Annotated in this window: 16 protein-coding genes and 1 pseudogene; 9 read left to right on the top strand and 8 right to left on the bottom strand. The window is 50.2% G+C overall.

Annotated elements, in window-relative coordinates:
- Positions 1-31: 31 nt before the first annotated feature.
- The 3 genes from QN395_RS07935 to QN395_RS07925 all read right to left on the bottom strand — a co-directional run bounded on the left by QN395_RS07935 (position 32) and on the right by QN395_RS07925 (position 3216).
- The gene (locus QN395_RS07935) at positions 32-256 is read right to left on the bottom strand and encodes a hypothetical protein (protein WP_322121708.1); all 225 of its coding nucleotides are present in this window, start codon (positions 254-256) and stop codon (positions 32-34) included.
- A 365-nt stretch (positions 257-621) separates the two neighbouring features.
- Entirely contained in the window at positions 622-1743 is a 1122-nt protein-coding gene (locus QN395_RS07930) for a carbonic anhydrase family protein (protein WP_322120822.1), read from the bottom strand.
- Positions 1744-2241: 498 nt separating this feature from the next.
- Positions 2242-3216 carry a nitronate monooxygenase family protein gene (locus QN395_RS07925; protein WP_322120821.1) on the bottom strand — a complete coding sequence of 325 codons (975 nt, stop codon included), beginning with the start codon at positions 3214-3216 and terminating at the stop codon, positions 2242-2244.
- A 158-nt stretch (positions 3217-3374) separates the two neighbouring features.
- Between QN395_RS07925 and QN395_RS07920 the strand changes: the two genes are divergently transcribed.
- Both QN395_RS07920 and QN395_RS07915 read left to right on the top strand, forming a co-directional pair.
- The gene (locus QN395_RS07920; RefSeq protein ID WP_322120820.1) at positions 3375-4028 is read left to right on the top strand and encodes a TetR/AcrR family transcriptional regulator; all 654 of its coding nucleotides are present in this window, start codon (positions 3375-3377) and stop codon (positions 4026-4028) included.
- A 30-nt stretch (positions 4029-4058) separates the two neighbouring features.
- Positions 4059-4913: an enoyl-CoA hydratase-related protein gene (locus QN395_RS07915; RefSeq protein ID WP_322120819.1), complete on the top strand. Its 855-nt coding sequence runs from the start codon at positions 4059-4061 to the stop codon at positions 4911-4913.
- 129 nt (positions 4914-5042) lie between these two features.
- On the opposite strand, the gene QN395_RS07910 is transcribed toward QN395_RS07915, so the two are convergent.
- Together QN395_RS07910 and QN395_RS07905 are read right to left on the bottom strand one after the other, a co-directional pair.
- Positions 5043-8282, bottom strand: coding sequence for an efflux RND transporter permease subunit (locus QN395_RS07910; RefSeq protein WP_322120818.1), 3240 nt, complete (start codon positions 8280-8282; stop codon positions 5043-5045).
- 2 nt (positions 8283-8284) lie between these two features.
- On the bottom strand, positions 8285-9550 hold the full coding sequence (locus tag QN395_RS07905; RefSeq protein WP_322120817.1) for an efflux RND transporter periplasmic adaptor subunit: 1266 nt from the start codon (positions 9548-9550) through the stop codon (positions 8285-8287).
- 236 nt (positions 9551-9786) lie between these two features.
- On the opposite strand from QN395_RS07905, the gene QN395_RS07900 reads away from it, so the two are divergent.
- On the top strand, positions 9787-12348 hold the full coding sequence (locus QN395_RS07900) for a DEAD/DEAH box helicase (protein ID WP_322120816.1): 2562 nt from the start codon (positions 9787-9789) through the stop codon (positions 12346-12348).
- Between the two features lie 294 nt (positions 12349-12642).
- On the opposite strand, the gene QN395_RS07895 is transcribed toward QN395_RS07900, so the two are convergent.
- Entirely contained in the window at positions 12643-13833 is a 1191-nt protein-coding gene (locus tag QN395_RS07895) for a serine hydrolase domain-containing protein (protein ID WP_322120815.1), read from the bottom strand.
- A 137-nt stretch (positions 13834-13970) separates the two neighbouring features.
- Between QN395_RS07895 and QN395_RS07890 the strand changes: the two genes are divergently transcribed.
- Positions 13971-15245, top strand: a complete 1275-nt coding sequence (locus QN395_RS07890; protein ID WP_322120814.1) for a glycerate kinase — start codon at positions 13971-13973, stop codon at positions 15243-15245.
- A gap of 215 nt (positions 15246-15460) precedes the next feature.
- Entirely contained in the window at positions 15461-17119 is a 1659-nt protein-coding gene (locus tag QN395_RS07885; RefSeq protein WP_322120813.1) for an ABC transporter ATP-binding protein, read from the top strand.
- A 76-nt stretch (positions 17120-17195) separates the two neighbouring features.
- Here the strand turns inward: QN395_RS07885 and tnpA are convergent.
- Positions 17196-17613, bottom strand: a pseudogene (tnpA, locus tag QN395_RS07880) (IS200/IS605 family transposase).
- Between the two features lie 21 nt (positions 17614-17634).
- Here tnpA and QN395_RS07875 point away from each other — a divergent pair.
- Entirely contained in the window at positions 17635-18876 is a 1242-nt protein-coding gene (locus QN395_RS07875) for a transposase (protein ID WP_322120812.1), read from the top strand.
- Between the two features lie 205 nt (positions 18877-19081).
- Here the strand turns inward: QN395_RS07875 and QN395_RS07870 are convergent, their stop codons facing one another.
- Complete coding sequence (locus QN395_RS07870) at positions 19082-19642, bottom strand: c-type cytochrome (protein WP_322120810.1); 561 nt, start codon at positions 19640-19642, stop codon at positions 19082-19084.
- Positions 19643-20300: 658 nt separating this feature from the next.
- Here QN395_RS07870 and QN395_RS07865 point away from each other — a divergent pair.
- The 3 genes from QN395_RS07865 (at position 20301) to QN395_RS07855 (ending at position 23752) form a co-directional block, all read left to right on the top strand.
- On the top strand, positions 20301-20498 hold the full coding sequence (locus tag QN395_RS07865; protein WP_322120809.1) for a YqaE/Pmp3 family membrane protein: 198 nt from the start codon (positions 20301-20303) through the stop codon (positions 20496-20498).
- Between the two features lie 234 nt (positions 20499-20732).
- Positions 20733-21587, top strand: coding sequence for an NAD(P)-dependent oxidoreductase (locus QN395_RS07860; protein ID WP_322120808.1), 855 nt, complete (start codon positions 20733-20735; stop codon positions 21585-21587).
- Between the two features lie 722 nt (positions 21588-22309).
- Positions 22310-23752: a coniferyl aldehyde dehydrogenase gene (locus QN395_RS07855; protein ID WP_322120807.1), complete on the top strand. Its 1443-nt coding sequence runs from the start codon at positions 22310-22312 to the stop codon at positions 23750-23752.
- The last annotated feature ends 315 nt before the right edge of the window (positions 23753-24067 follow it).

Genomic DNA, 24067 nt, shown 5'->3' with positions numbered 1-24067 from the left:
CGGCGGATGTCAAAGCGCAAAACCCTGCCAACTACCAACGACGCCAGTGACCATATCCGTAGCCGCCATAGCCATAACCCCAGGCTGGTGCAACGACAACAGGCGCGGGTCTGACATACACCGCCGGACCGTATGGTGCCGGTCCGTAGACCGCACAGCCTGATAATAAACTTGAGGCGACGACCGCTGTGATGATGGCATAGCGGGAAACATGCTGAGATAAACTCAATGAGAAGTTGTTCAGTGGCAGGCGCATGATGGGCTCCTTTTAATTAATTGTCCGTGTAGGGAATTAACTCTTTGGAGGCGATTTGCGTTGACGAAAAGCTTGTAAGCGAATGTTGCGTCCGTAAGCAACTATGACTAATTTTTTGACCCGGCTTGATGACGACTCATCGATATTAAGGTGTTCATTCCGGTGAAATGAGCATGGTAATAGGCGGCCTGCCATCTATGATTTTATTTATACTCCCCATATGTATATTTAATTGTCCATGTATTAATTAGACATTAGAGCATTTTTATGAAAAATACAGGGGAGTATATTTTAATTTATTGATTGATCTGTATAAATTAACGTCTGAGCCAGGGTCTGAACCATGGCCCAAACAACTCTTTAAGTTAGTTGGATTCTTTGATCAGACGACCCGAGGTTTTTTGTATCGGTCTGGCGTTCATCGGATACAAACGGTTGAAGATCGCTAATTGCTCTGCGGATATTTCTATCGGCTCTTTCATGACCAGCCACAATACGCCTTCGGTACAAGGTGGTTCGGTCAGAGACCCCATAAAAGTGTAATAGTCGCGCTTGGCTGGCAGTATCTCGTTTAAATCCATTGCAGCAGGTCCTTGCATCGAGTCATTTTTTTCCAGCGGCAAATTATTCCAGACCGATTGCACCAGACTATGCGGTTTGCCGCGCTCGATCAGCACTGCGAGGATCGCGAGTTTGCCATCAGCATCTTTGTGTACCAGATGCACGACCATCTCAAAACCTTTGCCATTGACGCGCTCTTCCGCTGGCTTATGGAAATGGAATTGCACCAGCTCAAAACTACGGCCATTCACCGTAATGTAATTGCCGGGACCAAGGTTGACCTGAATCGTATGACCTGTGTCCGTGACTCTGAAACCAGCCGGTTTATAGTCAAAACTGATGGGAGCCAGGTCCACCCGGATACCGTCACGGATATCAATCGGCGATTGCCGCTCGCCGCTATCGCACTTGGCGTTAGCAGGGCTGATCTTGCCCCAGTTTAAAGGGCCGCCCTCTCCTTCATAACTCCATTGCACCGGTTTGCTGGATGCCATGCTGCCGTTGGGACTCATGGTCATGCCACGGCTGTCCATGATTTTTTCTTTTGACGTGTCAGCGCTTACTGGTTTTCTGACCGGTGGCGCATAGGCGTAACTTCTAGCCATTGCCTTAGGATTGCTACGGGACGTTTCTTCTTTTTCTTTGCGGATGATAGCGAGCTTGTCGGCAATTTTGGCGGCCAGCTCATCGGCGGCTAGAGCTTCTTTGGCACGCGCTGCGGCGGCAGCTTTACTTTCTTTGGTTTCTTTCGGCTCTTTGTCTTTGCTGTCTTTTTCTTTCGCAGCGGGTTTTGCTTCGTCTTTTACCGAAGCCTCCTCTTTTGCGGCAGCTGGTTTAATCGGTTTAGACGGAGTCGGCTCGTCATTCGCCTGCACCTGGGCGCACAGCAATACGGGGATCAGCACAGCAATCAGGCGACGCATCATAAGAATTGGGAAGTAGTTGGCGGGGTATGACGAGGTTACGGCAGATTGTGGAAAAAACTTGAATGGCGGCAAGAGATCGCTACGATGAAGGCAATTTTAGCCTTGCAACTGCCGGCAGTTTGATCCGTGTACGTTATGATAAAAATATACTGGTAATTAGTATATATAGGTTGTCCATATAATTACTGGACAATAGAGCACTTTTTATAAAATAGAAGGGGAGTATATTGAACGGATGGCTATATTCAGGTTAAATATTGATCATCATCACATTGATGTTCAAAAAAACTGAAGCGTCATTCCGGCGTGTTTTAAGCCGGAAACTAGCGACAGCAAACGTTATCAAGATGAAGACACGGGATTCCGGCTAAAACCATGCCGGAATGACATGAGGAAGTAATGCGCTACCAGCAAAATAAAAAAGCATCCGGTGTGGATGCTTTTTAGAGTGATTTTTGAGCGCGCCTGCAAGTTTGTCCAGGACACACTGGCAATCAATTACAGCGCCATCAAACGCGCTTTCGCAGCATCGTATTCCAGCTTAAAACGTGCAACGACTTCCGCCACGCTAGGCGCATCCTCCATCAGACCTACACCTTGGCCTGCGCCCCAGATGTCGCGCCAGGCTTTGGCTTTACTGCTGCTGCCAGAACCAAAGTTCATGGCGGTTTTATCGGCGACTGGCAAATTGTCCGGGTCGAGGCCAGCAGCGACGATGGATTTTTTCAGGTAGTTGCCGTGCACACCGGTGAACAGGTTGGTGTAGACGATATCGGCTGCGGAGGATTCAATAATTGCATTGCGATAGCCATCATCCACATTCGATTCTTGCGTTGCCAGCCAGCGTGAGCCGATGTAGGCAAAATCTGCTCCCATAGCTTGCGACGCCAAAATCGCATCGCCGGAGGCAATCGAACCGGACAACGCAATCGGACCTTTGAAGAACTTGCGCACTTCGCCGACCAGCGCAAATGGCGACAAACCACCGGCATGGCCACCAGCACCAGCAGCGACCAGTATCAAACCATCGACACCCGCTTCCAACGCTTTTTCTGAGTGACGGATAGAAATCACGTCATGCATGACGATACCGCCGTAGCTATGGATCGCGTCCAGCATCTCTTTTGGTGGTGCGCGCAGGGATGAAATGATGATAGGAATTTGATGCTTGACGCACATTTCTACGTCATGGGCGAGGCGATCATTGGATTGATGCACGATCTGATTAACCGCAATCGGCCCGACTTTAGCGCTCGGATTGGCGGCTTGATAGTCGGCCAGTTCTGCTTTCAGATCGGTCAGCCAAGTGTCTAGTAATTCTGCCGGACGAGCGTTGAGAGCGGGGAAAGAGCCGACGATACCAGCCTTGCATTGGGCGGCGACCAGCTTAGGACCGCTGGCGATAAAGAGCGGTGAACCTATCACTGGCAGCGAGAGATTTTGTAAGGCTTTAGGTAGATGAGAAGTGGTCATAATCTTGTCTCTATTGTGGTTTGTCTGGTCTGAACTTGGTGCTGACGTTTTTGCTAATGTTTGTACTGATCTTAGAAATTATTTTGGTATTTATTAATGGTGCTGATATGATGTTATCAGAAAAAACGTTGTTTTTCATAAAAAATTTGCGGGTCATTATGCCAACACAAAAACCCAAAGTGATTGATTTTAAGCAGGGGCAGGAAGAGCTACGCAGCACTTTGCGCCAAGGCATGCTGGATGCCGCCAGCCGCTTGCTGGTGGAAGAAGGCGCGGCCGCGCTCACGGTGCGCAAGGTAGCTGAGGCGGTCAATTGTTCGACAACCTTGTTGTATTCTTTATTCGGTGGCAAAGATGGCTTGTCCAATGCCTTGTATCTGGAAGGTTTTAGTCGACTGAAGCAAGACTTTGCCACTTATGAAGCGAGTCTGCCGCTTGCCGAAAAGACGCATGGTCTCGATCGGTTGTGGATGTATGCCACCAATTATCATCAATACGCCCGCCGTAATCCTAGCTATTACATGGTGATGTTTGGCGATGCGATTGCCGGTTTTGTACCGCCGCTAGAATCGCGGGTCGCCGCCTGGGAATCCTTTACGCCGCTAATCAATGAGTTTGACCACTGCATACAAGAAGGCAGTCTGCCCACGACGACTAAATCGACCAATGCCGCGCGTCTTTTGTGGGCGGCAATGCATGGCGTGATCAGCCTGGAACTCAAAGGGTATTATTTAAAAAAAGAGCATTCGGATGAACTGTATCGCGCAGCCGTGAATGCCGTATTGCAATCGCTTAAACAGCCTGAAGCATAAGAATTCTTAAAAATCCAAATCGGAGACACCATGACTTACCAATGTTTTTCCCTGTCTATCAGCAACAAAGTCGCTCATCTGCAACTGAACCGCCCTGCCAGTATAAACACCATGCAACCGGTGTTTTGGCGTGAACTAACCGAGATACTGCAAACCCTGCAACGCGAAGCCAGCGCCAGAGCCCTGGTCATTTCTTCTACCGGAAAGCACTTTACGGCGGGCATGTCGCTGGATGTTTTTTCTAGCGGCGGCATGACGATGGATGATTTGACGGCAGTCGGTCGTGCCAATATTGTGCTGGCACTGCAAGACATGCATCAGGCGTTTAATCTGATTGAAACTTTGCGTATGCCCGTGATCAGCGCTATTCAGGGTGGTTGTATCGGCGGCGGCGTGGACATGGTGTGCGCCAGTGACATCCGTCTGGCAACAACAGATGCTTTTTTCTGCATCCAAGAAATTAATATCGGGATGACCGCCGACCTTGGCACCTTGCAACGTCTTCCAAAATTGATACCCGAAGGCATCGTCCACGAAATGGCTTACACGGGTCGCCGCTTGCCAGCACAACGCGCCTTAGCGGTTGGCCTGGTCAATGAACTATTTGATACGCAAGAAAACATGCTCGCCGCCGCGCTGCAAATGGCGGCTGAAATCGCGGAGAAACCACCGGTAGCGATCTGGGGCAGCAAGCAAGCGATTCACTACGCCCGCGACCATTCTACGCATGACGCCTTGCAACAAATGGGCTGGCTGCAATCCGGTATCTGGCAAAACAGTAATTTGATGGAAGCATTTATGGCGAAGCAACAAGGACGCCCTACCGAATATGCCGATCTATTGCCAATCAGCTCGTTTGCGGATGCGGCTTATCAAGTCAAATAATTAATCTGATTTGATAAGCCCTTGAAGAAACAATAAATCAATAAAACAGGAAGCGGTAAGTAAGAAACAGTTGTTGGTTTACTCACTCACCGAGTGTTTGAACCAACAACCAAGCACACAACTTACTGTTTATAAGATCGGTGCCGCTTGCTGCTTGCTCTCTTTGACTTGCTTACCGCGACCCGACACCAGCATGACCAATTTTTTCAGCAGGCGATAAATCAATCGCAAGAACAATAGCGTGAACAAGGCCTCCAGCATGGTCATGGTAAATCCCAATAAAGGATTAAAGCGCTGGATGCGGCGATGCATCTTGACCATCATACGATCACGTGCAATCTCAATACTGTCGTAAAAAGTTGGCACGACCAGCAGCGTCAAAATCGTAGAAGTAATCGTGCCGCCGATAATCGCGATTGCCAGTGGACTATAAAACTCGCCGCCTTCACCCAAGCCTAATGCGACCGGCATCATGCCTGCAATAAGTGCAAACGTCGTCATCAAGATAGGACGCAAACGGATGCGGCCAGCATGCATCAGAGCATCTTCGCGGTTCATGCCTTCCTTTTCATTTTTGCGTGCCGCATCGAGTAACAAGATGGCATTTTTTGCGACCAGTCCCATCAGCATAATGATGCCGATAAAACTCATCAGATTGAGTGTGCTACCTGTCACCAATAACGCGACGACCACGCCGATCAGTGACAAGGGCAAGGACAACATCACACCGAGCGGAGCGGTAAAAGAACCGAACTGAATGACCAGAATCAGATACATCAAACCGATACCCGATAACAAGGCAATCAACATGGCGCTAAATACTTCTTGCTGATCCTGACCAGAACCACCCAGTGACAAACCATAGCCCGGCGGATAGTTAAATGACTTTGCCAGCTTCAAGGCATCGTCAATCACTTCGCCATTTGACCGGCCCTGGGCGTTGGCAGACACGGTAATCGTACGCTTGCCATTGGCATGTTCGATACCAGAAGGGCCTTTACCCATAGAAATCGTCGCAATTTGATCCAGCGGTACCATTTGATTTGTACCGGTGACAGAAATCGGCAGACGTTCAATATTCTCTTTGCTGACACGGTCATCGGGATGCAAACGTACCGCCACATCACGGGTTTCACCAGTAGGATCAACCCAGTCACCCACCTCAATGCCGGCAAATGCAACCCGTAAAGCTTGTGCCGCGTCGTTGGATGAAATACCCATAGAATTGGCTAAGCCACGGTTCAGTTCGATCTTCAATTCTTTCTTAGGATCTTGCTCAGACAATCCAATATCTACGGCACCAGGAACTTCACGCAACTTATCCATGTAGGCGCTGGTGATTTCAAGTAATTTGCGGGAATCAGGACCGGTAAAATCAATTTGTACCGGCTTGCGGGCACCGTTGTTCAGATCATCCAGCACCACGTATTCTGCACCGACCAGACCACGGACTTTTTCACGCAATTCAACCGCAATTTCTTTGGCGCTGCGCTTACGTTCGGTACGTTTTCCGATGTCCACATAGATACGTCCACCAGCTGGATTGATTGTGCTATTGGTTTCTTTAGTCTCAGGAATACTGCGTGCAATTGCTGCGGCGCGTTCCATTTTCAGGCGAGCATATTCCAGTGATGAGGATGCCGGTGTCCGCACTTGTATCATCAAGTTGCCGGAATCCGCCGTAGGCAAGAAACTGGTGCCGCCCCATTTAATCTGCAAACCCAAAGCCGCGATCAAAGTCACCAGCGCAATTGTCCCCATCCAGCGGCGATGATGCAAAGCCCAGGCGATCACTTGGCTATAACGGTCGGACTGATGATCAAACCAGTCATTAAAACGCGCTAGGATTTTACTAATACCTTTTTTAGGTGCTGTGTGATGATCGACAGGATCACCCCAATACGCAGACAACATAGGATCGAGCGTAAAAGAAATACCCAGGCTGACCAAGACGGAACAAGTCACCGTCAAGGCAAACGGACGGAACCATTCGCCGGGCATACCCGGCATAAACGCCACAGGAATAAATACCGCAATGATAGAGAAGGTGGTCGCAGCAACCGCCATACCAATCTCAGCCGTACCTTCCAGTGCAGCAGTACGGCGATCAGAGCCGCGCTGCATGTGCCGCACGATATTTTCCCGCACCACAATTGCATCATCGATCAGTACGCCAATCGCTAGCGACAGTCCCAGCAAGGTCATGAAGTTGAGGGTAAAGCCACACAACCAGACCGCGATAAATGCGGCAATCACCGAGGTAGGTAAACTCAAAGCGGTGATCAGCGTTGAACGCCATGAATTGAGGAAAGCGTACACCACAAAAATAGTTAAGCCTGCACCCAAGACCAGCGATTCGATCACATTATTCAAACTGTTTTGTGCATCTTTACCGCCATCCCGCGTGATTTCCAGCTTTGTACCGGGATGGTTTTTATCCAGATCGGTATTAATTTCTTTGACCATATCGCGTACCGCTTTGGCGACGCTGACGGTGCTCGCGTCATGCGAGCGGGTGATCAATAAACCGACGTTAGGATTGCCACTACGTATACTCAATCCATTGACATCAGCAAAGCCGTCTTCAATCGTGGCGACCTGTGCCAGACGCACGATTTGATCGCCATTGCGTTTCACCACAATATTCTGGAACTCTTCTGGTGATTCAATGCGACCAACCAGACGGATACTTTCTTCCTCCAAAGTACCGCGTAGTTTACCGACCGGCGCGTTGGTATTCTGGTTGCGTAGCGCATTGACGACTTCTCCAGCGGAGACATTAAATTCGCGTAGTTTTTCTGCGCGTAGTAAGACCGACAGTTCACGCTTTAAAGAACCATTGACCTCTACGTTGGCAACACCGCTGACACCGCGCAATTTGTCCGCTAACTGATCTTCTGCCAAGCGGGAAATTTCGGCATGCGTTTGCTTGCTGGAGGAAAGTGCCAGATTCAAAATAGGTTGCGCAGCTGGATCCCAGCGTTCAATAATCGGCTCCCGCATTTCTGTCGGTAATTTATAGCGGACACTGGCGATGACGTTACGCACTTCATCACTGGCTTCGATCATGTTTTTCTTAAACACGAACTCCACGTCGAATTGGGCAGTGCCTTCTTTTGCGCTGGCATAGACTTGGCTCGCACCAGACACGCTGAGCAAAGATTTCTCGATCCGGTTGATGATTTCGCGCTCTACCGTATCAGGCGATGCGCCTGGATAGGCAATCACAATCGATAGACCGGGTACCTCTACATCGGGATTTTGATTCACCTTGAGCTTGGTGATGGCGAGCAAACCCATCGCCATCAGCGCAACGATCAAGACAATCGTCGCGGTAGGTCGTTTGATACTGAAGTCGGATAAAAACATAATCAGTTTCCTTCCGAAGTCGCGTTGGAAGTGGCATTCGCATTACCAGTAGCAGAACTTGTCGCTGCCGCAATCGCTACTTTAGCCACTGCCATTTCTATCGACTGACCGTCTTTAAAATTAGAGCTTGGATTACGCATGATGATGTCGCCTGCACTCAGACCACTACGCACCTCATAGTTGCCAGTGCGCTGATCGCGCTTACCGATTTGCAGATCGACCTTACTCAGAGTTTTTCCTGCGATCTTCCATGCATAGGATTTGTCACCCGACTTGACTACTGCCGCTTCTGGCAACATTAAGGCGCTGACGGTCGCGGCCTCGATATTGCCTTCGGCATACAGACCAGAGACACGCGGCTGATTGGTATCAGCAAAAGTAACCAGCACTTCCACCTGGCGCGTGACATCATTCGCAGCCGGATCAACCCGGCTGACTTTGCCACGGAATTCTTGCCCGCCATAACCATTGATGCGGAAGCTGACCGCCTGACCAGTTTTTACCATTGCAATTTTGTCGGCAGAGACGCGACCTGCAAAACGCATGCTGGTAGGGTCGATCACCTTGACCAATTCTTTACCGATGGATGCCGTATCACCTGCCGATACCTTGCGTTCACTAACCACACCATCAAACGGTGCCCGCACAACCGTGCGCTGTAACTGCTGCCGCGCGACGACCGCACGCGCTTTGGAGGCGGATAATTCGCTTTGTGCGCTATTGCGACGTACCTCCGCATCATCCATCGCTTGCATCGACGTCATGCCTGAGGCACGTAGGGTTTTTAAGCGTTGTAAGGCGCGATCCGCCTGATCCAGCGCCGACGCCGCATTACGGGCGTTGTCTTCAGCCGAGGCCAAATTGTCGCGGATCGAGGTTTCGTCCAGTTTGACCAGAATATCGCCATGCTTAACGATATCGCCGTTTTCTTTCAAGACCTGCAATACCACGGCAGAAACTTCGGCACGTAAATCTGCCTTACGCTCTGGCTGTATCGATCCGGTTACGACCGGTCCTGATGCCAGCGCATTGCTTTGTACGGTCATGACATCTTCTGGCGCGATGACAAGTTTGACTGGTGGCTTAGCATCCTTTTTGTCGCCTGCGCTGGTTTTGTCGGAGGCGGTATTTGCAGCCGAACTGGCAGCAGCACTGCTAGCGGCGGACGCAGCAGCACTCGCTGTATCTTTTTTATCTTTGCTGCATGCAACCAGACCAGATGTGATAGCAATTGTGGTGGCGAATACGAGAACCGTTTGTCGTAACATGATGAATCCCTGAGGCAAGAGGAATGGGGGAATGATGCCGCAGTATGAGCAAGCACCAGTTTGGCTTCAAGAGGCGAAGTGGCGAGTTGCTGTTTTGGACGGATGAAATGCCATTTTTACAGCTTGAAGTGCAATAGCCTGCTGTGCCAGATTCCTAGACTTCTCTTGCGGCGCTGCTTTTCGCTTAAGATGCAAGGCGTCCATCCTCCTGCACTAAGCTCCTGAACTAAGCCAGAATGTCACAAGCACCTGTACTCACTCTGCCCGGCACATTTCGCCCAAGAATCACCTTGCAAACTCTGGGGCGCGGCGATGGCCTGCTAGGGATGAAACCGACCGGCACTTTTGGTCCGCGTGGTGGCAGCGTGACGGTAGTGCAGATCGACTGGCTGTATAAAATCGACCACACGGTCGCCCCTTCCACCCAAAACAACATTACCTGGCAGACACCGGCGCCAACCACCCTGCTCAACCGCCGGCCACATTCCACTCAGGAACTACTTGATGCGCAAGCTAAGCCTTTTCTGTTACTGCGTGATCTGGGTGCAGAAGCCGATGCACTGGACAAAGTCTGGGAACTGAATTTACAACCCTTGCCTGCAAACTGTTTGCAATGGCGGGATGAGGCGGCGGCAACCGAGTTGGGTCCGTTCTGGAGTTTGCAGCAAGAACATTTTTTTGGCGATTTTTGGGCTGAGCAATTGCCAGTATTACAGGCGCTGGGCTGGTCGGTGGTGATACGTCCTGGCTTTGGCCATCAAAGTGTGCCGGTGGAAGCCTGGCATCTACGCATTGACCAAGATAGCGGGGAACTCAGGCGTAATGAAGAACAGACTACTCGCCTTCCAAATACGAACGGTATCGATAGCAATGCTATTGCCAACATCAGCCGGCTTGGGCTACCTGCGCGGGAAGGCTCATGGCTACTGAGTCTCGGAGTTGAGATTGATGGACAAATTCTTGATCTGGTACCTTTGCTTGCCAATTTGCTCCAACGCGACAGACGCTGGTTAAACATCAAGCAAGTCATGGCGATTGACGATCTGGAAGTCGTACAGCTAAGGGCACCAGGCGGCAAACGGATTGACGCTGTAGCCGCACCTTTAAAAGCCATCGTGATGCATATGCTGGACTTGCTCACTGACGACACCCGCCTGAACAATCCAGCCTCAACCGCTTTACATTTGTCCGCCTGGGACACCCAAAGGCTAGAAGCCCTGCGCCAGAGTTTGTTAGACAGTCAGGCCGACCGTGCCGGTGTGCATGGCAGCTGGCAATTACGAGGTGACTTGGGGCTGCGTGCACTGGCAAACCGCTTAACAACAGCGGGAAGCCCGCAAGCCGTGACCGCGCCAGAAGGCTTAAACATTACGCTGCGGCCTTATCAATTGCATGGCGTAGCGTGGCTACAATATTTACGTACCCATCACCTGGCAGGGATTTTGGCGGACGATATGGGGTTGGGCAAAACGGCGCAAGCGCTGGCGCATATTCTGATAGAAAAACAAGCTGGGCGTCTTGATTGCCCTGCCCTCATCGTATTACCTACTTCGCTGATTTTTAACTGGCAGGCTGAGGCGCGGCGTATGACACCCGGGCTGCGCGTACTGGCTTTGCAAGGTGCGGAGCGTGCCGACAGATTTGACCAAATGTCAGAGGCGGATATCGTCCTGACCACCTACCCGCTGTTGTGGCGCGATCTTGCCTATCTTGAGGCGCATCAATTCCATTTACTACTACTGGATGAAGCTCAAACCGTCAAAAATGCGGCCAGCCGCAGTGCCGATGCAGTGCGCCGGTTGCGCGCCCGGCATCGTCTGTGCATCACCGGAACCCCCTTGGAAAATCATCTGGGCGAATTGTGGACCCAGTTTGATTTTCTGATGCCAGGCTTTCTCGGCGATATGCGCAGTTTTACACGCTTATGGCGCAAACCCATCGAAGTCAATGGCGAAACCCTGCGGGCTCAATTGCTATCGCAACGGATACGGCCTTTTATTCTGCGCAGGCGAAAGCAAGATGTTGCCAGCGAGCTGCCGCCAAAAACCGAAGTCATCAAACGGCTGAAACTGCAAGGCCAGCAGCGCGATTTGTACGAAAGCGTACGCGTCGCTGCCGACGAACAGGTGCGGCGCATCCTGCAGCGCAAAGGATTTACCGGCGGCCAGATCACGATTCTGGATGCCTTATTAAAACTACGCCAAGTCTGTTGCGATCCTTATCTGCTAAAACAAGCACAGGAGCGATCAGGAACAGCAAGATCGCCAACGATGGAGCGAGCCAAACTGGAGCTGCTCAGCGATATGCTGCCGAATCTGGTCGCTGAGGGACGCCGGATACTGGTGTTTTCTCAATTTACAGAGATGCTGGCGCTGATTGCCACAAGGCTGAACGAACTAGAATTGCCATGGTTATCGCTGACGGGGAAAACACCACCGGCCCAGCGCGGTGCGGTGGTCGCAGAATTCCAGAGCAAAACGATACCGGTATTGCTCATCAGCCTGAAAGCAGGCGGCGTAGGACTGAACTTAACCGCTGCCGATACCGTCATTCACATGGACCCGTGGTGGAATCCGGCGGTCGAAGAACAAGCTACCGCACGCGCGCATAGGATTGGTCAAGAGCAAGCCGTCTTTGTGTATAAATTGGTGGTCGAAGGCAGCATAGAAGAACGCATACTCGAGTTACAAGCACGTAAAGCAGCGCTGGCGGAAGGTATCTTAGGCAGCGATGCTGCGCTGGCACCGAAGTTTACTGTGGAGGATTTACAGGCCTTATTGGCGCCACTGGGAAACTAAATGTAGCGACATGCATTTACATTCAAGCTACATGCGGACTCCAAAAAGCACCCTCTCCCGCAAGTGGGGGAGGGTGCAGTTCGGTTTAGTTCAAATCGATACTTAACGCTAACAGAGCCGTAAAATTCATATACTCCCCTAACTTGAAGTATAAATATGCCTTATTGCCCATATAATAATTGGACGATTAAAAATTACTGGGGATGAGTATTTGCATTCTGTATTTTTCATTACTGCCATGAATATCAATTCGTTGGCATAGAACCTGTCTGATGCCCGGCGTCAATCAGTACATCAATTAGCACCAACCGCCTGATAGGCTAGGCGCTTAAATTCAAATGAAAACGGATGCCAGAAGCTCATCTGCTTTTGCGCCATCAGCACGCCAGCCAGGTTGTTCTTGGGTGAAATCCACCAATGCGTTCCCGCGATGCCGCCCCACTCAAATTCCCCTGTAGAGGCGGCCGGATCTATCGACGACGGTACTAAGGTCACGGCACCACCCAGTCCGAAGCCTTTGCCGGGGATGTTACCCACGCCTGGAAAAGCGATGCCAGTGCCGTCGGGTAAATGATTGCGCATCATCAGTGCGATGGTCTCAGGTTGTAATAGCTGAACACCACCGGGCAGCAATCCGCGTAGTAGCGCGATCATGTCGTGCAAGCTGGACACCAGACCGCCGCCGCCAGACAAGCGTGGCACGGGCGTGACGAAAGCGCCTGGATAAGGGGAATTTTCCAGCCGCTTTAGTCCGCGTTGCAAAATATTACTGGGATCGCTGCCAGAGTAATACGCCGTTAGCCGATTTTGCTTCTCACTGTTGACCCAAAAACTGGTGTCCTGCATACCTAGCGGATCAAAAATATGCGCCTTCAAATACATATCAAAAGGGACGCCACTGACGACTTCGACCAGACGAGACAAAACGTCCGTGGCGATCGAATATTCCCATTGTGTCCCGGGATGGAAGGTCAAAGGCAACTCTTCCAGCACATCAATCAGGGTGGATAAAGGTGCGGCTGCGTTCAATACTTTGCGCTCAACATAAGCTTTGTAAATCATGCTGCCGTGATCCAGCAGGCCATAACTTAAGCCCGAGGTATGTGTCAGTAATTGGCGAATGGTGATTGATGACCTAGCGGGTTCGGTATCCTCCAGACTGATGGCGCCGGGTTTAAGTACGCGGCGCTTGGCCAGTTGCGGTAAATACTGCTCAATCGGATCGTCGAGCTGCAACTTATTTGCTTCCATCAATTGTAAAACGGCGATCGAGGTCACCAGTTTGCTATTTGAAAAAATACGGAATAAATGATCTTCACGCAAAGCGATACCGTTCTCTTTGTCTGCCCAGCCAGCACAATGCACATCGACCAGGTCGCGCCCGACCAGCACCGCAGTGGACACGCCCGCCAAAATCTCTTTATCAACATAACGCTGCATGGCATGATGGACGGAACTAAAATCGTAATTACTCTGGTTTATCATCGTCGTATTGTGCAAAGAGTTAAAAGCGCTATCCTACTTTAATTAGGACTTACGCAAAACTGCCCCAGTTCCGATGCGGCTCCTTGCTGGAACAATTGTGCGTAAGCCCTGTTAATTTCATTTTTTAAAGACCTGTGATGACAATTTCCGATCCGCGCGCTTTTTTACGTTCCTTGTATCAGACTGCGGTGGATGCTGTCAGTGCAGAGAAATGTCTGCCAGCTTTTCTGCCGCCACCACCCAAAGGACGCACGATTGTGATCGGTGCGGGTAAAGGTGCAGCAGCCATGGCCAAGGTGGTTGAGCAACATTGGCGAGGAAATACGGATCAACTCACCGGCCTTGTAGTAACCCGGTACGGGCATTGCGCAACCTGCAAAACAATCGAAGTAATCGAGGCAGCACATCCGGTACCAGACGCTGCAGGTCAGCAGGCTGCCGCTCGTATATTGCAAATAGTACAGGGATTAACAGCAGATGATCTGGTGCTATGTCTGATCTCTGGCGGCGGATCATCCTTGCTCGCGCTACCAGCGGCTAATATCACGCTGGAGCAAAAGCAGGCAATCAACAAAGCACTGCTGAAAAGTGGCGCGAGCATCGGTGAGATGAACTGCGTCCGTAAGCATTTGTCTGCCATCAAAGGGGGGCGCTTGGGTTTGGCCTGTGCACCGGCACAAGTCATAACGCTGTTGATATCCGATGTTCCAGGTGACGAAGCTGGTGTGATTGCCAGCGGCCCGACCTTGCCAGACGCGACCACCTGCGAGCAATCATTAGCCATTTTGCGCAAATACGCGATCACTATTCCTGCAAATATCGAGCAGCATTTGTTATCCGGTGCAGGTGAGACGCCAAAGCCGGACAATCCCATTTTTCAACAACATCAGCATCACATCATCGCCACGGCCCAACATGCATTGGATGCCGCAGCAAGCGCAGCGCGTGTTGCCGGGATTAACGCCTATATTTTGTCTGATGGAATAGAAGGCGAAGCACGCGACATAGGCATGATGCATGCAGCGCTGGCAAAACAGATTGCAAATAAAGATCAACCATTCAGCAAACCCTGTGTGATCTTGTCTGGCGGCGAAACGACCGTCACCGTGCGTGGCAACGGGCGCGGCGGGCGCAATGCAGAGTTCTTACTCAGCCTGGTCAAAACGCTGGATGGACATCCCGGGATTTATGCACTGGCTTGTGACACCGATGGCATTGACGGCTCTGAAGATAACGCCGGAGCGATCTGCACACCAGATACAATACGACGCGCACAAAAATTAGGGCTGAGGCCTGCGGTACTGTTGGAGAATAATGACGGCTATGGATTTTTCTCTGCACTAGGTGACTTAATTGTGACAGGGCCAACGCTGACGAACGTGAATGATTTCCGGGCGATGCTGATACTTTAAGTCGTAATTACGCCCATCAAATGGTTCAAAAAATATCAGAATTTTGCGCCAAATCAGTTAAATTTTTTGGGCTGTATATTTATACTCATAACCAGTATATTTTAACTACCCATAATATTAATGGGTAATAGACGATATCCATCATAAATAATGGGGGAGTATATGGTGATTCAAGTAAATTTGACCGGTCGAAATTGAAGCAGATGTCATCCCCCATGCCTCCCGCTGTTGTTACAGCTACGCCTACTGATATTGCGCTGGCTTTCGCACGTCCGGTTGAGCCGACCTCATCGGCACTCAGATTAGAACTGTCTGGCATTTGCAAGCGCTATCCCACGGTAATCGCCAACGACGATGTTAGCTTGAGCGTAACGGCAGGTGAGATTCATGCTGTGTTGGGTGAAAACGGTGCCGGCAAATCGACGCTGATGAAAATCATCTTTGGTGCCGTCAGACCTGATGCAGGCTCGGTGCGCTGGAATGGTCAGGAAGTCCGCATCAATAATCCGCAAGAGGCCCGTCGGTTAGGTATTGCGATGGTGTTTCAGCATTTCTCTTTATTTGATACGTTGACCGTCACCGAGAATATTGCGCTTGGCTTGGCCGCTAAAACCAACATGGCAGATCTGGCAGAGCAAATACGCAAAACTGGCGACAACTACGGTCTGGAGCTAGAGCCGCAGCGGCATGTTCATACACTGTCGGTAGGCGAAAGGCAAAGGGTAGAAATTGTGCGTGCCCTGCTAACGCATCCACAACTGCTGATCCTGGACGAACCAACCTCTGTGTTAACGCCGCAAGCAGTACAGACATTGTTTATTACCTTGCGCAAAATCGCGAAGGATGGTTGCAGCATTTTGTATATTAGCCACAAGCTGGATGAGATCCGCGAGCTTTGCCATAGCGCGACTGTCATGCGCGGCGGCAAAGTCACCGGACGTTGCGACCCACGTCAAGAAAGCGCAGCCAGTTTATCGCGTCTGATGATCGGTGCCGAACCAGAACAACCACGCGCGATTACCCCCCATGCCCTCGGTAATATACGTTTAAAAATTCAGCAATTATCGCTACCAAAAGCCCATGCGTTTGCCACAGCACTGGATAACATTCATCTGGATTTATTCGGTGGTGAAATCGTTGGTATTGCAGGCATATCCGGCAATGGTCAGCAAGAATTGCTCGCCGCCTTGTCAGGCGAAGACAGACGCGCCAAGCCTGATATGATTTTGCTGAAAAATAATCCGGTCGGTCATCTCGGTCCCAAGGCCAGACGTGCGCAAGGTCAGAGTCTGGTGCCGGAAGAACGTTTGGGACGTGGTGCCGTGCCAGAGCTGAGTTTGTCCGAAAATATGTTGTTGTCGCACCAGAGAGCGCCTTTAGTCGTCAACGGCATGATCCGGTTTAAACAAGTGGTAGAGGCAGCAACACAAATCATTGATCGCTTCCGCGTAAAAGCGGGCGGACCGGCGGCATTGGTAAAAAGTCTGTCTGGCGGCAATCTGCAAAAATTTATTGTCGGGCGCGAGATCATGCTGCAGCCAGATGTCTTCATCATAGCGCAACCGACTTGGGGCGTAGATATTGGTGCGGCGGCACAAATTCATCAAGAGATACGCTTGCTGAAAGAAGCTGGTTGCGCCGTGCTGGTAATTTCCGAAGAGCTGGATGAATTGTTTGCCTTATGCGATCGCATGCATGTGATGGCCAAAGGCCGGCTGTCGCCGTCAATATCCAGCGCAACAGCTACACGGGAGCAAATAGGCTTATGGATGAGTGGTTTGTGGGAAGAATGGCAGATCGCACAAACCGTTTCTATCGGTAATGTTGATATACCCAAATACACTGGGAAAAAATCGTCGCGAGGCACTTCTTGATCGGTTTGCGCGGCAAACCTCGCCGTTCAGGGCGGGGTCAAGAGCGCGGACGGCTAAGCCGTCCGGTTTGGTGCTTCTAGTGTGGTGTCTGCTGCTGTTCGATGTACTGCCGGATAACGGCAATGGGTGCGCCGCCGCAGCTACCGGCAAAGTAGGAAGGCGACCATAGCGCGCCCCCCCCATAGCTTCTTGCGGATGCTAGGGTAGTTCTTCTTTCGAATCATGCGGCTGGAAACGCCTTTCAAGCTATTGACCAGATTGGAAACGGAAACCTTGGGCGGGTAATTCACTAGCAGGTGTACATGGTCATCCTCGCCGTCGAACTCCACCAGTTCCGCTTCAAAGTCCGTGCAGACGCTGGCGAACATCGGGCGCAGGTCGTCAAGAATTTCTTTTGTGAATACTTCACGGCGGTATTTCGTTACAAAGACCAAATGTACATGCATCAGGAAAACGCAGTGTCTTCCGTGTCGAATATCGTTATCATTACTCATACACCAAACTATCATTGAACTATGCAACGCTTACAAGCCTACAAATACGAACTGATGCCCGATGGCGAGCAAGAGCGCCACATGCGCCGCTTCGCTGGGTCATGCCGGTTCGTCTATAACAAGGCGCTGGCGATGCAAAAAGAGAACCACGAAGCAGGTAACAAGTTCATTGGCTACGTCGCCATGGCGAAGCACTTGACCGGGTGGCGCAATGGTTCTGACACGCCTTGGCTGAGGGATGCGCCATGTCACCCGCTGCAACATGCGCTGAAGGATTTGGAGACGGCGTACAAGAATTTCTTCGATAAACGCGCCGACTTTCCAAAATTGAAGCGCAAGGGTAGCGGTGATACTTTTCGCTACCCCGACCCGAAACAGATCAAGCTCGATCAGGGTAACGACCGCATCTTTCTACCCAAGCTCGGCTGGCTGCGTTACCGCAACAGCCGTGATGTGATGGGCGAGGTTCGCAATGCCACCGTAAGCCAGTCGGGCGGAAAGTGGTTCGCCTCGATCCAGACGCAGCGCGAAGTCGAACAGCCATTGCCCACGGCAACAAGCGCTATCGGCATCGATGTCGGCATTGCCCGGTTCGCCACCATGAGCGATGAGAGCTATATCGCGCCACTCAACAGCTTCAAGAAACATCAGCAACGCCTTGCGCGCTACCAGCGCCGCATGAGCCGCAAGGTCAAGTTCAGTAGCAACTGGAAGAAGGCGAAAGCCAAAGTCCAGCAGATTCACACCGGCATCGCCAATGCCCGTAAAGACTTCCTGCACAAAACCACAACGACGATCAGCCAAAACCACGCGCTCGTATGCATTGAGGATTTGCAGGTACGGAATATGTCCAAGTCTTCCAAAGGCAATAGCGAACAGCCCGGCAAAAAGGTAGCGCAAAAATCTGGCCTGAACCGTTCTATTCTCGATCAGGGTTGGGGCGAGTTCAGACGCCAACTGGCGTATAAGGTGCAGTGGCACGGCGGAATGTTAATGGCCGTTCCGCCTCACCATACAAGCCAGACGTGCCCGGCCTGCGCCCATGTATCGAAAGACAATCGGCAAACACAAGCGAAATTTCTGTGCGTCGATTGCGGTTACGAAAATCACGCCGATGTGGTCGGCGCGATCAATGTTTTAGCGCGAGGACATCGCGTCTTAGCCTGTGGAGAGACGGCGCAGTCAGGCCGCTCAGTGAAGCAGGAACCCACCGAAGCGACTCGTAAATCATCGCGCAGCGCCGTAGGAATCCCGGTCCTTTAGGGCGGGGAGGATGTCAATATGCCTTTGTTGCGGCTAGAACTGCGCGTAACGCCATCACGCGTGCTTGTGCTGCAAAAGCAGTTGAAGCTTTGGCGAACTGCCTGACATTATTCCAATCGAAAATCTGGAATAAATGAGTTTTATAAAAAACAATTAAAAAAAAGCCAGTCATTAGACTGGCTTTTAGATGATGTGCAACTACAGTTTATTTAGCAGATGCCTCTGCAGAAGCTGCTGCCGCTGCAGCGACTTTCACTTCTGGTTCCTTAAACTTGGCACCACCGGCATTTGCCATGTGAACTACAGCGCGGGCAACTTCAACATCGTCCAGATCAGGGTTGCCGCCTTTGGCTGGCATACCGCGGATACCTGCAATCGCGTGTGATACCAACGTATCGTAACCTTGAGAAATACGTGCAGACCACGCACCTGCGTCGCCAAATTTTGGTGAACCCGCAGCACCGGTATCGTGGCAGGCAGAGCACACTGCTTTATAGACAACCTCGCCGGATTGCAACACTTTAGGTGCGTTAGCGTCTTTGAATGTGAAGCCTTCATCAGCGATTGGGCTGATACGAGCGGCAATGGCTTCTGGTGTTTGTGCGTCAGAACCTGCACCGATTTTGCTATCGGTGGTCACAAATTTGACTAGCAGAACGATGATGATGATGGGTACCAGAAAGCTGGCAGCAATCGCAACTATCAGTTGTTTTGGAGTCTTGATCGCTGATTCGTGGTCGTCGTGCGGGTCGTGTGCGTTGCTCATGGAGTCCTCGTGGCAATTTATTTATAGTTGAATCTGGGCGCTGCAAACGAGCTTATTGTGTTGCTAAGCTCATCAAACCTGTGATTATAGGTGAAAGCTTGCGGTTTGGAATGAAAAACCCACGCATTAATGACCAGAAACCCACAAGAACCCGTTCATAAGCGCATAAAAATCACGAGACAGCAAATCCAATCTCAATAAATTTGCTGCCATTGTCATTGAAACTGGATGAAAAAGCTTCAAACCCCAATGACACACAAGTTCAGAGAAACAAAGCAACAATCAAGGCAGGGGAAAGTGCTGATTCGCTATCCTCTTGTTTTCTCTCTGCCACTGTGTCACCTAGGTGAAGGGTTCGGGCTTTTGTGTAATTTCTATTATTTATAAAAATTATTTAGATATACTTCCCTGCTCTGATCAAAAAATCGCCATATAGACCAGCAATCACTTGGACAACTAAATATACATAGTGGGAGTATATTATATTCATCCATAATGGATTGCTGACAATTTGCGTAAGTCCTGTAATTAAACTATGGTAGCGTTTGAATAACTTTGTCGAAACTCTTGTTGACCGCCAATGTGGATAGCCACCGAGAAAACGAGTTCTAAATCCCCCCGGCATCTTTTATTAATCTACTGATCTTAAGGTACCTGAATGCGCTTACTAATTGCTTTGATATTCCCTTGGCTAACTTTCTTCACGATTGGTCGCCCTGTTGCAGGCGTCATTTGTTTGATTTTACAAATCACTATTCTTGGTTGGATTCCGGCAACCATCTGGGCCGTCTATGCACTGAGCCAATACAAAACCGATCAAAAAATTGAAAAGGCATTGGGACAAAGACGTAATTAAGCGTTGATACAGAGCTTAATGAAGAGATTATTCAAAAATCGCAGCAATATACCAGAGCTGTTGACCTTGCCCGTGTCTTCATACGATGCAACCTGGATTTAGGTTTCCCTGCCGCGTAAATTGCCTCAATACGCGAGGCAATTTAGCGGGCTATACTGGTGTCGGGAGCATAAGCTCGAATTACTTGTAAGAGCTTTTTCAACTTTCATTGTTCAATTTCAATAGGATGAAACTATGGCAAATATCGCTTTTCTTGGGACTGGATTACTCGGCGCTGCATTCGCTGAAGCGGCAGCAAAACGCGGTGATTCGGTCACCGCGTGGAATCGATCTGCTGACAAAGTTGACGCGTTGACGCAATTTGGAGTCAAAGCTGCAGCAACTCCTGCGGATGCCGTTAGAGGTGCCTCACGAGTGCATATCGTATTAAAAGATGACGCAGTCGTCGAAGAAGTGATCGCCATGGCACGTACAGCACTCGAACCTGGCGCGATCCTCATTGATCATACGACGACCTTGCCTGCACTCACCGCAAAGCGCGCCGAACAACTCAATACCGTAGGACTAAAGTATCTGCACTGTCCCGTGTTTATGGGGCCGCCGGCTGCGCGCAATGCGCAAGGTTCAATGATGGTTGCCGGTCCAAGCGAACTGTTCGAAGCGGTCAAAGAGGAGCTAGCTAATATGACCGGGCGCTTAGTTTATATGGGCGAGCGATCCGACCTTGCCGCTGCCAACAAATTATTAGGTAATGCGATGATCATTGGTCTATCTGCGGTGATGGCGGATGTGTTGACTCTAGCGCAGGCAAGTGATATCCATGGTGAAGATGCGATCAAGTTGCTTGGCATGCTAGACCTCAATGCGATGGTCGGTGGACGCGGACTCAACATGGCAAAAGGCAACTTCACCGCGAGCTTTGAGCTGGCGATGGCACGCAAAGATGTGCGATTGATGTTGGAGACATCAGGTAACCGCCCTATGGCGACACTCCCCGCAATTGCGGACAGAATGGATCAGTTAATCGCAGCCGGGCACGGCGCCGAAGATGCCAGCGTTCTTGGCATTGATGCAGTAACGCGCCCTTAATTAAACCTGGATTTTTCATCAGGCGTACCAGAGGTGCGATCTGAATGCTAAGGGCGTATTTCCTAAGGGAAATTCCCGATTAAAGATGGCTACGGTTTTTGTCGGGACAGACGTAGCCATCATCTGGTAAGGTCGAAAATATTCAAATACATTCGCAGAGTGCATAACCAGAGAGTACATTGCGGAAAGCATAGAGATGCTTAAACCCAGATTTTCCATTAGACCGCTACCACTTCGGAGAAACCCAGACGGCGTGCGGTCATCAGAGGGATAACACCACCGCGATTTGAGTAGGAACGCTACAGCGACAATTGCACCTTTGGCGAACTTGTCGCTGTTCCAATGGAAAATCTGGGTTAAATAAGCCCTGAATGCCCCAGAAACAGACTCCCTTAAACACAGCAGTTTGAAGCGTACCCTTATTTTGTATTGTCGAGTACTGGTGCCGCGATCATCTGCGGCGCTTCCACCGCATATATCAGCGGCTTCCACCTAAGTCCAACAAAGCCAGTCAACGATATTAAGCCGATACGTATTCACCAACGTGTTTGATGATTCGTCATGAGGATAACAATTTTCTACCCGCTCCTAAGGAGTTTGGTCTAACGTAATGAGATGTAAAGGGACTATATTGTACGCACACGCCGATAAGACCTGCATAAAATACCGTGGTCAGGGTCAGTAACACGCCGTAAGCCAACAACAAAATTAAGGAGATCAATATGGAAATGAATCCGGCCCCTGAGGTTATTGCTCAGACATTAGATGCTGCGTTAACACGCTTACGTAACGCGTATCGTGCCAATCCAAATCCTAGCCTTGAGCAACGTTTGGACTGGCTAAATCGCTTGGCAAAACTGACCGTAGATCATGGCGATGCAATCTGTGAGGCGATCAGCGCCGATTTCGGCCATCGCTCAAAGCATGAGACTGAGTTAGCGGACTTATCTCTCATTGTGTCCTCTATCAAGCATACAAAACGTCATCTCGCTGGCTGGATGAAGCCGCGGCGAGTCACCACTGCATTGCAATATTTGCCCGCTAAAAACAAACTCCTTAGCCAGCCGCTTGGGGTAGTCGGCGTTATCGCACCTTGGAATTACCCTCATCAACTGGCAATTGGACCCGTAATTGCGGCATTTGCGGCAGGTAACCGAGTGATGTTGAAGCCGTCCGAATTTACACCGAACTATTCTTTGTTACTGGCAAAGTTAGTCGCAGATTATTTCACTGAAGATGAACTAGTCGTCATTCCCGGCAGTATGGAGGTAGGCCGAGCATTCTCCGAACTCCCGTTTGATCATTTAGTCTTTACTGGCTCTACTTCGATCGGCAGACAAGTAGCAATCGCGGCAGCCAAGAACTTGGTGCCTGTAACATTGGAGTTAGGGGGCAAATCGCCAGCCATTATTGATTCTAGCGCCGATATCAAATCAGCTGCAGCAAGCCTTGCATTTGGCAAATTACTAAACTCAGGTCAGACTTGTGTTGCACCAGATTACTTGCTGGTACCTGCCGACAAACTCGATGAATTGGTTGCAGCATTAGTTGCCGCCGCCAGCAAGATGTATCCGACATTGGATAATAATTCTGATTACACATCGATCATCAATGAACGTCACTTTGCCCGGTTACAAACCTTAGTCACCGATGCAGTTGAGCGGGGAGCACAAACAATTCCATTGACAAGAACGCCCATGTCTAAAGCCACATCAGATGCGCGTAAATTGGCGCCAGCTCTCGTTCTAAATGTGACGCCCGATATGCGTATTATGCAAGAAGAGATTTTTGGTCCGCTGCTGCCCATTGTGACTTATGACGGCAACGTGAAAGTGGCAATTGATTTCGTCAATCAGCGAGAGCGCCCCCTGGCTCTTTATTGGTATGGTACAGATAACACCAGCCGTGATCTGGTACTGTCGCAGACAGTATCCGGCGGTGTCACGATTAATGATTGCTTATGGCATCTCAGTCAAGAATCGCAGCCCTTCGGTGGTGTCGGTCCCAGCGGAATGGGAGCGTATCACGGAGAATGGGGCTTCCGCACATTAAGTAAGGAAAAACCAGTTTTTTATCAAAGCAAAATGAACGGGGTTAGTTTGCTTTACCCGCCCTACGGTAAAACCTTTTCCCGCATGTTAAAACTACTAAAAGCTATTGCCTGAAACTATCACATCTTGATCATAAGACGTTCTTCGTTGCTCATGGCTCGCCATGAGCAACGAAGAACGTCAAAAATGATCGGATATGCGCCATTAGCACTCAAATAGTACCTACGGTGCGCCCACTGGAAAATCTGGGTTTAATGTAAACCCAAGCTTCCATCCTTGAAACGAAAACTACTCTGTAACGAGGCAATACTGCCCCCTGATCTTAAGGTTCTTGTATCGAGGATACCGGTCAATTGTAGTGGTCTAATAAAAACGGACACCAAGATAGGTGGATAATTCACCTATCGAGGAAAGAAATGACAAAGCAAA

The sequence above is a fragment of the Undibacterium sp. RTI2.2 genome, from assembly GCF_035018705.1.
GTDB lineage: Bacteria > Pseudomonadota > Gammaproteobacteria > Burkholderiales > Burkholderiaceae_D > Undibacterium.
Note: the sequence above shows the minus strand (reverse complement) of the source record. Positions and strands in the feature narration are given on the sequence as shown.

Coding starts and splice junctions, on each gene's coding strand:
- QN395_RS07875 (WP_322120812.1), top strand. CDS start 17,635: ATGCAACGCTTACAAGCCTACAAATACGAACTGATGCCCGATGGCGAG.
- QN395_RS07910 (WP_322120818.1), bottom strand. CDS start 8,282: ATGTTTTTATCCGACTTCAGTATCAAACGACCTACCGCGACGATTGTC.
- QN395_RS07915 (WP_322120819.1), top strand. CDS start 4,059: ATGACTTACCAATGTTTTTCCCTGTCTATCAGCAACAAAGTCGCTCAT.
- QN395_RS07920 (WP_322120820.1), top strand. CDS start 3,375: ATGCCAACACAAAAACCCAAAGTGATTGATTTTAAGCAGGGGCAGGAA.
- QN395_RS07885 (WP_322120813.1), top strand. CDS start 15,461: ATGCCTCCCGCTGTTGTTACAGCTACGCCTACTGATATTGCGCTGGCT.
- QN395_RS07865 (WP_322120809.1), top strand. CDS start 20,301: ATGCGCTTACTAATTGCTTTGATATTCCCTTGGCTAACTTTCTTCACG.
- QN395_RS07870 (WP_322120810.1), bottom strand. CDS start 19,642: ATGAGCAACGCACACGACCCGCACGACGACCACGAATCAGCGATCAAG.
- QN395_RS07900 (WP_322120816.1), top strand. CDS start 9,787: ATGTCACAAGCACCTGTACTCACTCTGCCCGGCACATTTCGCCCAAGA.
- QN395_RS07895 (WP_322120815.1), bottom strand. CDS start 13,833: ATGATAAACCAGAGTAATTACGATTTTAGTTCCGTCCATCATGCCATG.
- QN395_RS07860 (WP_322120808.1), top strand. CDS start 20,733: ATGGCAAATATCGCTTTTCTTGGGACTGGATTACTCGGCGCTGCATTC.
- QN395_RS07925 (WP_322120821.1), bottom strand. CDS start 3,216: ATGACCACTTCTCATCTACCTAAAGCCTTACAAAATCTCTCGCTGCCA.
- QN395_RS07930 (WP_322120822.1), bottom strand. CDS start 1,743: ATGATGCGTCGCCTGATTGCTGTGCTGATCCCCGTATTGCTGTGCGCC.
- QN395_RS07905 (WP_322120817.1), bottom strand. CDS start 9,550: ATGTTACGACAAACGGTTCTCGTATTCGCCACCACAATTGCTATCACA.
- QN395_RS07935 (WP_322121708.1), bottom strand. CDS start 256: ATGCGCCTGCCACTGAACAACTTCTCATTGAGTTTATCTCAGCATGTT.
- QN395_RS07855 (WP_322120807.1), top strand. CDS start 22,310: ATGGAAATGAATCCGGCCCCTGAGGTTATTGCTCAGACATTAGATGCT.
- QN395_RS07890 (WP_322120814.1), top strand. CDS start 13,971: ATGACAATTTCCGATCCGCGCGCTTTTTTACGTTCCTTGTATCAGACT.